This is a genomic window from Pantoea sp. BJFS-204, assembly GCF_049310725.1.
Taxonomy (GTDB): Bacteria; Pseudomonadota; Gammaproteobacteria; order Enterobacterales; family Enterobacteriaceae; genus Pantoea; species Pantoea agglomerans.
Genome location: NZ_JBMOWE010000007.1, coordinates 83,524 through 96,192, shown reverse-complemented (window position 1 = coordinate 96,192; position 12,669 = coordinate 83,524). Strand labels below are relative to the sequence as shown.

The window sequence follows — 12,669 nt, the reverse complement described above, 5'->3', positions numbered from 1 at the left end:
GTGTGCACGCGCTTCGGTTAGATTAAAAAAAGAGGCCGACAGTATACCCTTTGACCGCGCGATGTGCAGCCGTAAATCCCAGGCGCTACCGGCGCGTTTTCGCGGTGATTCAGGGCGCTGGCATACAGATGGCTCCGAATCCTGCTGGCAGCAGTTGTTGCTCTGGTCGCATTTGGCTACCCTTTTGCGCACGGACGCGATGCGCAAGAGGATGCCATGCCGCAGAAGATTTACTGGATCGATAATTTACGCGCGGTTGCCTGTCTGATGGTGATCGTGATTCATACCACCACCTGGTATATCACCGGGCCGATGGCGGTGACTGGCATCACCTGGGATGCGGCTAATCTGCTGAACTCAGCATCACGCGTCTGTGTTCCGCTGTTCTTTATGATCTCCGGCTATCTGTTTTTCGGCGAACGCAGCGCCCAGCCGCGCCATATGCTCCGGCTGGTGCTCTGTCTGTTGTTCTACAGCGCGGTATCGCTGGCCTATATCACCTGGCTGACCCCCATCAGCGAAGGGCGATCAATCCTGAAGATGCTGCAGAAGCCGGTGTTTTATCACCTGTGGTTCTTCTTTGCGCTGATCGGCATCTATCTGCTGTCGCCCCTGATCCAGGTAAAAACCGTGCAGGCGCGCTACGTGGCGCTGCTGGTGCTGGTGCTGGCGGTGCTCGCCAATCCCAATACGGTCAGCCAGTCGCTGGGGCCATTTCACTTTCTGCCGGTTAATCTCTATGTCAGCGGTGACAGTATCTACTACCTGCTCTATGCGCTGCTGGGACGGGCTATCGGCACGATGGAAACGACCCGGCGCGGCCTGACGCCGCTGGCTGCCGGGCTGTTTATCGCCTGTGTGATTGGCATTACGTTAGGGACGAAACAGGCGCTGATCGTTAACGGGGCGTTTAATGACACCTGGTATCTCTACTGCGGACCGCTGGTGTTTATCGCCGCGATCAGCCTGCTGATCGTGTTTAAAAACAGCCTGAACCAGCGCACCCTGCCCGGTTTAACGGTGATTGCGCGCTATTCACTGCCGATCTACGGCTTTCATGCGCTGTTCATTCACTACCTGCGAACGCATCATTACGATGATATGTCGCGTCCGTGGCTCGACCTGCCCTGGGTGTTCGGGCTGACGCTGGGCGGCAGCCTGCTGCTGGGTATGGCATTGAAACGCGTCGATACCCGTCACTTTGTCAGCTGATTGGCTTCACGCTGGCGGGCGCGCCGTAGCTGGCGCGCCGATGAAAACCCCGCCGCCAGCGCCGCTTTTTCGGCAGATTCACCCTGCTGCTGACGCTGGCGCGCCACGCCAACCCGCAGCTGCTCATGGTATTCACGCACGCTAATCCCCAGATGCTGGCGAAACAGCCGCGCCAGATGGCGGCTGCTGACATGCGTGCGTCCAGCCAGCTCGGTCAGGGTCCAGCCGTGCTCAGGATGGGCAATCATCAGATCCTGCGCCCGGTGAATGGCCGGATGCATGTGGTTGCGGTAACGCAGCCACGGCGAAAGTTGCGGATCGTCACCGGCACGGCGGAACCAGACCACCATCTCCCGCGCTACCGCCAGCGCGGTTTGCGTATCGCAGAGCTGATTAATCAGATGCAGCGCCAGATCGATTCCCGCCGTGATGCCTGCGCTGGTCCAGATATTCTCATGCCCGACAAACACCCGGTTCTCCTGCACCCGTGCGCGCGGGGCCGCGGCTTTCAGGCGGGCAATTACATCGTGATGGGTGGTGCAGAGCACGTCATCCAGCATGCCTGCCTGCGCCGCCAGCAGCGCACCCGAGCAGACGCAGACCAGCATAAAGGTCTGCGCGCGCAGCGCGGCGTGCTGGCGCATCAGCCAGTCGCGAGCCTCTCCGGCCTGCGGCGTGGCGTAACAGACCTGCGAGTCATAGACGCCAGGCACCACCAGCAGACTCCCGGCGGGCAACTGATCAGGTAACGGTTCGATGCCGCCAATGGTCATGCCGGTGGAGCAGACCACCTCCGGCTGCGGGCCGATGTAGCGCAGCGTAAAGTGCTCGCCCGCCAGCTTCAGCGTCTCGGCCGGGCCGGTGAGATCCAGCGCCATCACGCCGGGCAGGGTTAAAAAACAGACGGTGTGTGTCATGCTGGCCCGCGCTACACCAGATCCCAGCCACGGGCGCGCCACAGCGCAGGCAGTTGCGCCATATCGTCGAAGCGCGTCACCAGCGGGTGATCCAGTTCAGGGTTGTGCGGGTCAGCGCAGTAGTAGTAGACCGGAATGCCGGCAGCGATACCGGCGCGGGCGCCCGCTTCGGAGTCATCCACCAGAATGCAGCGCTCAATCGGCACCTGCATCTGTTCCGCAGCGTGGTACATCAGTTCCGGATCGGGCTTCCAGTGCAGAATGTCATAGCCGCTGTAGAGGTGCTCCGCAAACAGCGGCAGCATGCCGGTTAAGCCCAGCGAGTGCTGCATCTTTTTTACCGTCCCGTTTGAAACCACGCACATCGGCACCTTGATCTGCTCAACCAGCGCTTTCGCGCCCGGGATGGGCTGCAGTTGCTGATCAAACAGCCGCGCGACCTCTGCGCGATAGGCGGTCTCCACCTCTTCCATCGGCAGCGTCACCTGATGCGCGTCGCCGACGTCACGAATAATGTCGTAGAGTTTGACGCCCTTATACTTTTCAAACATCTGCTGCAGCGACAGTTCCAGGCCGTAACGGGCAAAGGTGTTGACGTAGGCCTGGGTACAGAGCAACTCACTGTCCACCAGCGTGCCATCGCAATCAAAAAAGACGCATTCTACTGACATCAGACTCTATCCTTCGATTCAGGGGTGTGCTCCACACTCTACCGCACTCAGCGCAGATTGCGAGACTGGCAATCGGTTGCGAAAAATCATTGTATTGCCCCGGTAAAATCGCCAGGATACGCGCCGATGATTTTTTCTTCTGGATGGATGGCATGAGCAAGCAAGGCGTTTTGCAGCGCATCTTCAGGCTGCAGGAACATGGCACCACGGTGCGCACCGAAGTGATCGCGGGTATCACCACCTTTCTGACGATGGTCTACATCGTCTTCGTCAATCCGCAGATCCTCGGCGTCGCCGGCATGGATACCCAGGCGGTGTTTGTGACCACCTGTCTGATTGCCGCTTTCGGCAGCATTCTGATGGGACTGTTTGCCAATCTGCCGGTGGCGCTGGCGCCCGCAATGGGGCTGAACGCCTTTTTCGCCTTTGTGGTGGTCGGTGCGATGGGCTATTCGTGGCAGGTGGGTATGGGCGCGATCTTCTGGGGTGCGGTCGGCCTGCTGATCCTGACGCTGCTGCGGGTTCGCTACTGGATGATTGCCAATATCCCGCTGAGCCTGCGCGTCGGCATTACCGCCGGTATCGGCCTGTTTATCGCCATGATGGGGCTGAAGAATGCCGGTATTATCGTGCCGAATCCCGATACCCTGGTGGCCGTGGGGAACCTGACCTCGCACAGCGTACTGCTGGGCGCGCTGGGCTTCTTTATCATCGCTATTCTGGCATCACGCAATATCCACGCGGCAGTGCTGATCTCGATGGTGGTTACCACCGCTATCGGCTGGATGCTGGGCGACGTGAAGTTTGTCGGCCTGTTTTCTGCGCCGCCTTCCATTACTTCTGTGGTTGGCCAGGTGGATATCAAAGGCGCCTTCAACATCGGCATGGCAGGCGTAATCTTCTCCTTTATGCTGGTCAATCTGTTCGACTCCTCCGGCACGCTGATCGGCGTCACCGACAAAGCGGGACTGACCGATGAAACCGGCACTTTCCCGCGCATGCAGCAGGCGCTCTATGTCGACAGCATCAGTTCAGTGAGTGGTGCGCTGGCGGGCACCTCATCCGTGACCGCCTATATCGAAAGCACCTCGGGCGTGGCGATTGGTGGTCGTACCGGCCTGATGGCAGTGGTGACCGGCCTGCTGTTCCTGCTGGTGACCTTCCTGTCACCGCTGGCCGCGATGGTGCCATCCTACGCCGCTGCGGGCGCGCTGATTTACGTTGGGGTGTTAATGACCGCCAGCCTGTCGCGCGTACGCTGGGATGATTTGACCGAAGCCGTTCCGGCGTTTGTGACCGCCGCCATGATGCCCTTTAGTTTTTCCATCACCGAAGGCATTGCGCTGGGATTCATCGCTTACTGCGTCATGAAGCTGGGTACTGGCCGCTGGCGTGAAATCAGCCCCTGCGTAGTAATTGTTGCTCTGCTGTTTGTGCTGAAGATTGTCTTTGTAGACGCGCACTAAGCGCATTCAGGGCCGCAACCTCCGGGTTGCGGCTTTTTACATTTCAGGATGCAGGCTGCGCTCGCTGGGCAGGCTGGTCAGCCGCAGAGCATGAGGCCCGATGTTGGGCTTACCCATCTCTATTTCGCGTAATGCGTGCCACTGAAAGGCGTTATCCATCTCCCACAGATGCAGACGCTGAGTCGCAGACGACAGCGCACACGACCAGACCAGCATGGGCTCCGCATCACACACCACCTGAATATCGGGATAGAGTGAAGATCGCAGCCGACCCGCACCGGGCAACAGGCGCAGCGAATCCAGTCCCCGATCGCCCTCTCCCGTCAGCTTGAGAATGCTCTGGCGTAATGTCCAGATCTGCGTCACCGCCTCCATGGCATCCTGCTGGGCATTGATCCAGGCGATCTCGCCCGAGGTTAATCCCTGAATCAGCTGCTCCTGAGTCTGACGGCTTCTGGCATGCACAATCTCCATATCCAGACCGGCACGTCCACCCTCTTCGGCCAGCAGCACACCCACCGTATTGCCCGCATAGGCGATGCTGAAATCGGGCAGATCGCTGTCAGCAAAAACGGGGCGTCCGTTGCTCTGGATAAGCAGGCGCGGCAGCTCACCAATGCCATAAACCCGTAGCATCAGTTGTGCCAGCAGGGTACGGGCGGCAAGAAATCGCCCACGGCGTTTGTCAGCAAACTGCTGTGCCGTGTCGGTGATAGCCTGGGGAATGCGTAAATCATTAGCCGGGAAGCCGGGATCGCCCGTCCAGCGTACAAAATGACCAGCCATCTGTCGCTCCGTGAAAATGGTCAGATAATCATCAGAAGCATTGTAGGAATTTTCTTACCTTAATGCACCTGGCAACGCACAGATTGGGGTAAATTCGGATTAGGATGAGCAGAGTCGCGAGGGAGAGCTGACCGGCCAGGAACGTCACGAGGCCCACCTTCAACAGCTTAAAAGAATTATTGCCGCTGCCTGTCAGCACAGAATAACAGGAGGGTCAGCCATGTTGCTGGACGAAATGGTGAAACGAGAGCGCAGCCTGCACAGTGCCAGGCGACGGGAACTGGCGTGGCTGGAGCAGATACTCCATCCTGACTTTTGTGAGATAACCCGTTCAGGACGCTTTGTGACTCGCGCGCAGACCATCGCGGCGCTGATAAAAGAAGATGCGATGCCCGATATGCTTAGTAGTAACTTTCAGCTGGTGAGCACGGGCGAGATGAGTCTGATACTGCACTACCAGAGCTGTGACGCCGATGGCAGTCGGGCCGCACTGCGCGCCTCACACTGGCTGTGCGAGGATCAGAACTGGCGAATGGTGTTTCATCAGGGGACGCCTGCAGCGGAACCGGGTTTTATCCGCGAGCCTCATTACTGACAACGAGCAGGCTGTGACACTGCTGTCATGCGAGTGTCAGGCTGCTGTCGGGTCAGGATCGTGTTACTGCCGGACGTTTCGCCGCACACTTTTCCTTCCTGTCTGTTACTACGGAGAATACGAATGAGCAGCATCAACAGATTCAAAGAACATCGACTGGCCCGGGCGTGGTCACAGGAACAACTGGCAGAAATGGCGGGACTGAGCACCCGCACCGTGCAGCGGATTGAAAATGGCGAGCGACCGGGGCTGGAAACACTGAGTGCGCTGGCTGCCGTCTTTGAAGTGAACGTTGCTGATCTGACCGGTCCACAGAACGGGGAGGATCAGGCGCTGGATCAGCGGATTGTTGATGCACGCAGCAGGCTCCTCGGTGAGGCGCGCTTTTACCGTTCACTGATTACCGCAGTAGTGGTTTGCGGACTGCTGTTTGTGCTTAATCATGTGACGGCACCGGATGATCACTGGTCGCTCTGGGTCGCAGCGATCTGGGGAGCGGTGCTGTTTGTCCGGGCATTGAGGACCTTTGTTTTTCATGGCCTGACGCAGCGCTGGCAGCAAAAGCGCCTGCAAAAAATGCTGCGCCGCTGAACGGTTCGGAGGGTGACACGCTGTTTAAGGTCATCCGCGTCGCGATTCGACTCGCGACGCGGGCAGCATCAGGCGAAACGGCTCGCCTGCTCAAAGCTCAGTCGCGGCAGGCGCGGATGCAGTTTTGATGCATCACCGTAGCCGAGGTTAATCAGCAGGTTAACCTGATACTGACCGTCGGGGAAAAAGGCGTCATTGATTTTGGCCGGATCAAACCCGGACATCGGACCGGCATCCAGACCCAGCGAACGAGCCGCCAGAATCAGGTAGCCCGCCTGCAGGCTGCTGTTACGGAAAGCGGTCTCTTTTGCCGCTTCCGGGCTGCCGGTAAACCAGCTGCGCGCATCAGCATGCGGGAACAGGGCGGGCAGCTGCTCATAGAACTCGCGGTCCCAGGCCACAATCACCGTGACCGGCGCGCTCATGGTTTTTTCCAGATTGCCGGAAGAGAGTGCCGGTTTCAGCTTCTCTTTGCCTTCCGCCGAGGTCACGAAAACAAATCGCGCAGGCGAGCAGTTTGCCGAGGTCGGGCCCAGTGCCGTCAGGGCATAGAGCTGCTCCAGCAGGGCGTTATCGACGGGCTTAGCCTGCCAGTAACTGTGGGTGCGGGCATCATTAAACAGCGTGTCCAGTGCGGCAGTGTCGAGCGGTGTACTCATGCAACTCTCCTGTTTCAGGCGAAAAGATTCGCCCAACGGTGTTCACGTAGTGGGTTTGCGTCCGGTCCGGCGCGGCGGGATGAGGCGGGGATTATTCACCGCAATCCGTCGCCGCATGTCATATCGGCGCTTCAACCGTTATACGGCAATGCCGTGCCGCCGCAAAATAACATATCAGCAAGAATCGTCCGATTATCAAGCAGCAGGTACTTTCAAATCACCCAGATAAATGAACTGTTCACCTATCAGTTGCATGTCTGTATTCCAAATTGGCAATAACAGCTTACCCGCACCGGAATTTACTAATCTATTAGTCTGTGATGCTACGTACAGTTTAAATCTCTTGAGCTCATTGTTAGCTCTACGCTGCAAGAAGCGATTTCGAACGCATAGTCTTCATTAATGTCATACGTCTTATCTACAGTCGTTTACCTCTAACGTTGCCAGCAACAAAGAATTGATAAATAATGTGGTCGTAAGTATCAACTATTAGCGATAAGTGTCTAATACGCAGCTTTGTTTGGTTGACGGGAAGCTGTCGGTTAAAGGTGCGTCTAACGGGTCGCAGTTCGTCTGAGAACAAAAAGCTTATCGAAATACTTCTATGAATTTTAGATGAGTCAAGGTTGGTAAAGACGAAAGCTTTGGATTTTTATGGAGATATAAATATTTTCAATATCTCAGTGTGGTTTATTTTTTATGTAGAAATTGTCTACCATATTGATTCCAGGAACAAAAATTTAAAGTTGATGTTACTGGCGCCAGTTTTTAAAATCCATTATCACTACTTTGGTTGTACTACAACACTTACGCGAGAAACTTCATACTGGGTTGTTGAAATAGGGTTTGCTAACGTTGGATTAAATAAGGCTAGATTTATTCCTTCACTTACAGAACTCCTGTAAATTACACCATGAAAACCAATCTTTTTAATAAACTCGCATAAATACTGGCTGGGAATATAATCAATGGCAGCACTCCTTGGCAACACAGGACGAGTCAACTCCTCACCTAATTTTTCCAAGAAAGGTATATCTGCTCTCATTTTTCCTATCTCTTGCGCATCGGACAGAACAAAAGGGGATACATGTTTTCTAGGCTCCCTTAAATCAGCAATTACAAGGTTTTCAGGTATTTTAAACTCAGCTACGGTTACTGTCTCTCCCGTATGAGGTCTGATTTCAGAGATTGCTGTATCTGGTAGTGAACCTAAGTATAAATAGGGAATACCTGTAGGGTTTGCTCGCCCATGACTGGCATATTGACTTGGCGGAGCCCCCATATCTTTAATATCATATGGAGTATCGGTTTGATTTATCCTAGCTCTAAACCATTGGCTAGGAAAATTGAAGGCTTTAAGATGATTTAATAGTTCCTGTAACCTTTCAGTATCGATTTTCTCATCAAGAAAGTACCTGTTTTTGTGAAGAATTTCATCTCGTAACGTATCCCACTGAGCAAGGCCAGTACTTTTGTAATTTTCAGATGGCGAAAAATTCCTGCGCACTATATCTCCATCATCGAGAATCTCACCTAATAAATCTTTAGCATGCGCATTATCCATTGTCGGATTAGAAAACAAACACCAATCTTCTTTTAACCATTCAACAAGACTTTTCCCGTCAGGATCTATTTCATATATATTTATAAGTAATTCAAAATAGTCTAATAGAAACTTAGGTTCGATAATATCAATATTCTGACTATTACAAAATGAACAATTTCCTTTTTGAGGCATCAATGTGGGGATTATATTATTTTTTAATCCGTTATCGTCGAAACATTCTGTACAACACATTCTAATCATTTTTAGCCCCTAAAATAATTAGCTAATGTTTCAACATGATGCCTCAATGATATTTTCTTAACTGTTCCCAATCCTGGAAAATGACCTTTAGTATGCAAAGCTCTAAGTTCTGCAATAGCTGAGGTTTCCAATACAGGAGAGTCACTCTTATTAATTGTTGTAATGACTTTTTCGAGTGCTTGACCGAATTTTCCAGCTGGATCCGTTGGAGTATCTCTTGTTGTTGAAACAAAGTGATAAATATACATTACATTTTCTTTTTTAGAATCTAAGAACGTGAGATGTATAGCTACTGCATATGCTGGACCGCCCCCTTCAGTGTAATCGTCCCCAACGATTAAAAAATCGCCAAATCCGTCCATACCTTCTTCTCCAAAGGTTATATGAAGATCAGAAAATTCTTCAATAGGAGGATAATCAGCATTTTTTCTCTTTTTAAAACCATCGCGTATTAATATCTTTTCACAGTCACTGAAATGTTTCCGGTACAGTTTACCGCAGTAAAGTTCCAAGAAAATATGTTTGGATACTCGTCCGTTTGTTTTTTGTGATAAAGAACGGGGTTCAGAAAAACCACAATGAATGAAACACGGTTGGTGTTGGGCATGTTCATCAAGCAATTCTATTATATCTTCTTCATCCATTCCTTCTTTCAATAATATCCCTGCAAAAACATTTTTATGTTCTTGAAAACTATCTTTCAATAGTTGAGAAATATTATGTCCATTCGCTGAATGGTCACCGTATGAAGGATTTACTATTACAATAGCTTTACCCTGGGCTTCACAGATAGCCTTTAATGTTTTCTCCAATCCATTCAAAGTTTCTTTAACCGGTTCAATGATTGGCACGAAACCAGCCTGAGCCATTGTATATGCTGTTTCTCGAATTGCTATTAATTCAAACTGCTTACCTCTAAAATATGGATAGTACATAATTTATTAAACCCATTTAAATGCTTCGTTTAGAGGTTTATTCAACGTCTCAACTAAGCGATCGTGATCCTTATTACGTAACTGAACCATTAGGGCTATACTTTGCAATGCATAGGGTAAATTTGCAATTAAAGTGCTCAATGGCGCAAGGTTACGCGTCCTTTTTAAAGTTTTAATCATGCAGTATTGTACATCAATTGGATCTAGCTCAATAAAAATACTCCTTAGTGCATTACGCATTAATGTATTAGGTAAGTCTGGAATATCGACATTTAGATCTTTTAAAATATCTATCGCTTCACCAAGTCTTAATGAATCAAAGATAGTTGCAGGGCAAATATAATCAAAATTCTCTTTTGCCTCTCTTACAATGCTAATTCTATTCCAGCGTATTAAATTCATTACTCCTACATCTTCAGATGTTTTGTCTAAAACATCTTGAATATGCCCAGTCCCTGCAACGACGTATATTTTACTAAATGCTTTTCTATAATTTTCTATTTGACTCTCAAGTCTAGCCAAAGAATCTCTATCTGATTTTATTTCGTATACAGTTCCATAACCGTTGAGAATAACCATATCTGCTTTGCTGGAGCTAATTCTGAATTCGGTAAGCATACTAGCGGTGCGCAAAGAATGACGGCCTAACAATACATTTCGAATTAATGCAGAACGATAAACATACTCATTTCTCAAACCTGAGCGTCTGAGTAAAGAAAATGCTCTATCAAAGGCATCACCAATAGTCACGTCGGCCGGATCATCAATTTCAAAAACAGATGTCTCAGACAGCAACCTTGAAAATAGCGGTGACTGACCTTTTTTGGCTATCTCGGAAATTACTGATGGAGAAAACATCCTTGATAGCGCTGAGAGTTGCGTAGGATTCATCACATGTATCCTGACAATATCTATACTTAATAGTAACTATCTCTCATATTCTTAGTTACTTTCAGTGAGTTATATAACAAATATGATAGTAACTTATTAGCCTGCTCATGTCACATTATTGTTCAACTTTGCTCATAAGAAATACACTATAACCATTTGATTTATTGCAGTTTTATTCAGAAAAACCAGTGCGGAGAGTAGGGTATTAAACTACTTACATCCCATTATAATCAACGTTTATTCTTTATTTAACCTCGTAGGCCTTCTCAAAGTTTCCGATGATCACCTTTCTTTCAGCCTCAATCTAAGCATAGATAAATCTGTCCCTAATTGATGCATCTTGGCGCTATGCAGGCACTCCACATCGATTGTAGAAATCTCAAAGGTTGCCTATCTTATGCAATTAGCATTTTTTCACTCAGTCTGGACTATAAAACTTTTACAAAAAGTAACATACTGATTGTAAACAAAGAATTTTAGCTGCCTGACCATTGCTAGTATCTGCTATGACGACGGAACAAGATGTGGATTAGCCACCTTCATTTTTTTCGCCGTATATATGCCATTACAGCACTTTGAAGTTAACCTCTCATGCCGCTTCAATCATCTCTGATTTACGTATTACGCACACAATCAGTAGATGCAGATTGTGGCGCGGTTCATATTGGAATGTAGATAACACGTAGCAGGATGACGCTCTCCTCCGCAGTTAGCGCTCCTGTAAGGTTATTTACCGATACAGAAGCTGGAGAAGATGCGACCCAGCAAATCGTCAGAAGTGAACTCGCCGGTGATCTCGCTCAACGCCTGCTGGGCAAGACGTAACTCTTCCGCCAGTAGCTCACCGGCCCAGGCACCGAGCAGCTGCGCTTTACCCTGCTGTAAGTGCGTTGCCGCCAGCTCCAGCGCCTGCAGATGACGGCGACGCGCCAGGAAGCCGCCTTCCATATTGCCGGCGAAGCCCATGCTCTGCTTCAGGTGATCGCGCAGCTCGTCCACGCCCGCGCTGGTGCGTGCCGACAGGCGAATCAGTGAGTGACCATTTACTTCTGTCAGACCGAGAGACTCCCCGGTGACATCCGCCTTGTTGCGGACCACGGTAATCGGCAGTACGGGCGGCAGACGGGAGACGAAATCGGGCCAGATCGCCGCCGCTTCGGTGGCATCGGTCGTCGTGCCGTCCACCATAAACAGCACGCGGTCAGCCTGTTCGATCTCCTGCCAGGCGCGCTCAATCCCGATGCGCTCCACTTCGTCGCTGGCTTCACGCAGACCGGCGGTGTCGATGATATGCAGCGGCATGCCATCAATATGAATATGCTCACGCAGTACGTCACGGGTGGTGCCTGCGATATCCGTGACGATGGCGGCGTCACGGCCCGCCAGCGCATTCAGCAGGCTCGATTTGCCCGCATTAGGCCGGCCCGCAATCACCACTTTCATCCCTTCACGCAGCAGGCTGCCCTGACGCGCTTCGGCACGGACGGCATCCAGGTCGCCGATCACCGTATTCAGCTGCGCTTCGATTCTGCCGTCAGAGAGGAAATCGATCTCCTCATCCGGGAAGTCGATAGCGGCTTCGACATAGATCCGCAGGTGAGTGAGTGCTTCCACAAGATGATTGATACGGGTGGAGAAAACGCCCTGCAGGGAGTTCACGGCCGAACGCGCCGCCTGCTCAGAGCTGGCATCAATCAGGTCAGCAATCGCTTCGGCCTGCGCCAGATCGAGCTTGTCATTCAGAAACGCACGCTCTGAAAACTCACCCGGCTGAGCGATACGCACGCCAGGCAGCGCCACGATGCGCTTCAGCAGCAGGTCGAGGATCACCGGGCCGCCGTGGCCCTGCAGCTCCAGCACATCTTCACCAGTAAAGGAGTTAGGACCAGGAAACCACAGCGCAATGCCCTGATCCAGCACGCGGCCATCGCTATCGGTGAACGGCAGATAATCGGCGTAACGCGGCTTAGGCAGTTTGCCCAGCAGCTGGCGGGCGACCTCTGCCGCCTGCGCGCCAGAGACGCGCAGAATGCCTACGCCGCCGCGTCCGGGCGGCGTCGCCTGGGCAACAATGGTATCGCTGTGGCTCATAAATTTTCTCTCGCTACAAAAAACACAGGCGGTCGCTTTGACCGCCTG

Annotated in this window: 12 protein-coding genes; 4 read left to right on the top strand and 8 right to left on the bottom strand. The window is 51.8% G+C overall.

What is annotated here, in order from left to right:
- Positions 1 to 216 precede the first annotated feature (216 nt).
- On the top strand, positions 217 to 1,212 hold the full coding sequence (locus ACO6VX_RS18080) for an acyltransferase (RefSeq protein WP_010671618.1): 996 nt from the start codon (positions 217 to 219) through the stop codon (positions 1,210 to 1,212).
- Here ACO6VX_RS18080 and ACO6VX_RS18075 read toward each other — a convergent pair.
- Both ACO6VX_RS18075 and yieH read right to left on the bottom strand, forming a co-directional pair.
- On the bottom strand, positions 1,197 to 2,129 hold the full coding sequence (locus ACO6VX_RS18075; RefSeq protein ID WP_159227232.1) for a GlxA family transcriptional regulator: 933 nt from the start codon (positions 2,127 to 2,129) through the stop codon (positions 1,197 to 1,199). The genes ACO6VX_RS18080 and ACO6VX_RS18075 overlap by 16 nt on opposite strands.
- A gap of 11 nt (positions 2,130 to 2,140) precedes the next feature.
- Complete coding sequence (yieH, locus tag ACO6VX_RS18070) at positions 2,141 to 2,800, bottom strand: 6-phosphogluconate phosphatase (protein WP_010258939.1); 660 nt, start codon at positions 2,798 to 2,800, stop codon at positions 2,141 to 2,143.
- Between the two features lie 152 nt (positions 2,801 to 2,952).
- Between yieH and ACO6VX_RS18065 the strand changes: the two genes are divergently transcribed.
- Entirely contained in the window at positions 2,953 to 4,266 is a 1,314-nt protein-coding gene (locus tag ACO6VX_RS18065; RefSeq protein ID WP_010258938.1) for an NCS2 family permease, read from the top strand.
- Positions 4,267 to 4,302: 36 nt separating this feature from the next.
- On the opposite strand, the gene ACO6VX_RS18060 is transcribed toward ACO6VX_RS18065, so the two are convergent.
- Positions 4,303 to 5,052, bottom strand: coding sequence for a 4'-phosphopantetheinyl transferase family protein (locus ACO6VX_RS18060; RefSeq protein WP_010258937.1), 750 nt, complete (start codon positions 5,050 to 5,052; stop codon positions 4,303 to 4,305).
- 220 nt (positions 5,053 to 5,272) lie between these two features.
- Between ACO6VX_RS18060 and ACO6VX_RS18055 the strand changes: the two genes are divergently transcribed.
- Both ACO6VX_RS18055 and ACO6VX_RS18050 read left to right on the top strand, forming a co-directional pair.
- A complete protein-coding gene (locus ACO6VX_RS18055) occupies positions 5,273 to 5,647 on the top strand; it encodes a DUF4440 domain-containing protein (protein ID WP_163850906.1) in 375 nt (124 codons plus the stop codon).
- 123 nt (positions 5,648 to 5,770) lie between these two features.
- Entirely contained in the window at positions 5,771 to 6,238 is a 468-nt protein-coding gene (locus ACO6VX_RS18050; protein ID WP_033759357.1) for a helix-turn-helix domain-containing protein, read from the top strand.
- Positions 6,239 to 6,306: 68 nt separating this feature from the next.
- Here the strand turns inward: ACO6VX_RS18050 and ACO6VX_RS18045 are convergent, their stop codons facing one another.
- The 5 genes from ACO6VX_RS18045 to mnmE all read right to left on the bottom strand — a co-directional run bounded on the left by ACO6VX_RS18045 (position 6,307) and on the right by mnmE (position 12,621).
- Positions 6,307 to 6,897 (bottom strand): malonic semialdehyde reductase, encoded by a 591-nt coding sequence (locus ACO6VX_RS18045; protein WP_031591047.1) that lies wholly within the window; start codon positions 6,895 to 6,897, stop codon positions 6,307 to 6,309.
- Positions 6,898 to 7,681: 784 nt separating this feature from the next.
- Complete coding sequence (locus tag ACO6VX_RS18040; RefSeq protein WP_346547508.1) at positions 7,682 to 8,704, bottom strand: RES family NAD+ phosphorylase; 1,023 nt, start codon at positions 8,702 to 8,704, stop codon at positions 7,682 to 7,684.
- Between the two features lie 2 nt (positions 8,705 to 8,706).
- Complete coding sequence (locus ACO6VX_RS18035; RefSeq protein WP_163762560.1) at positions 8,707 to 9,639, bottom strand: sce7725 family protein; 933 nt, start codon at positions 9,637 to 9,639, stop codon at positions 8,707 to 8,709.
- 6 nt (positions 9,640 to 9,645) lie between these two features.
- On the bottom strand, positions 9,646 to 10,530 hold the full coding sequence (locus ACO6VX_RS18030) for a sce7726 family protein (RefSeq protein WP_242459373.1): 885 nt from the start codon (positions 10,528 to 10,530) through the stop codon (positions 9,646 to 9,648).
- Positions 10,531 to 11,256: 726 nt separating this feature from the next.
- Positions 11,257 to 12,621, bottom strand: coding sequence for a tRNA uridine-5-carboxymethylaminomethyl(34) synthesis GTPase MnmE (gene mnmE, locus ACO6VX_RS18025; RefSeq protein WP_422458248.1), 1,365 nt, complete (start codon positions 12,619 to 12,621; stop codon positions 11,257 to 11,259).
- Positions 12,622 to 12,669: the final 48 nt, after the last annotated feature.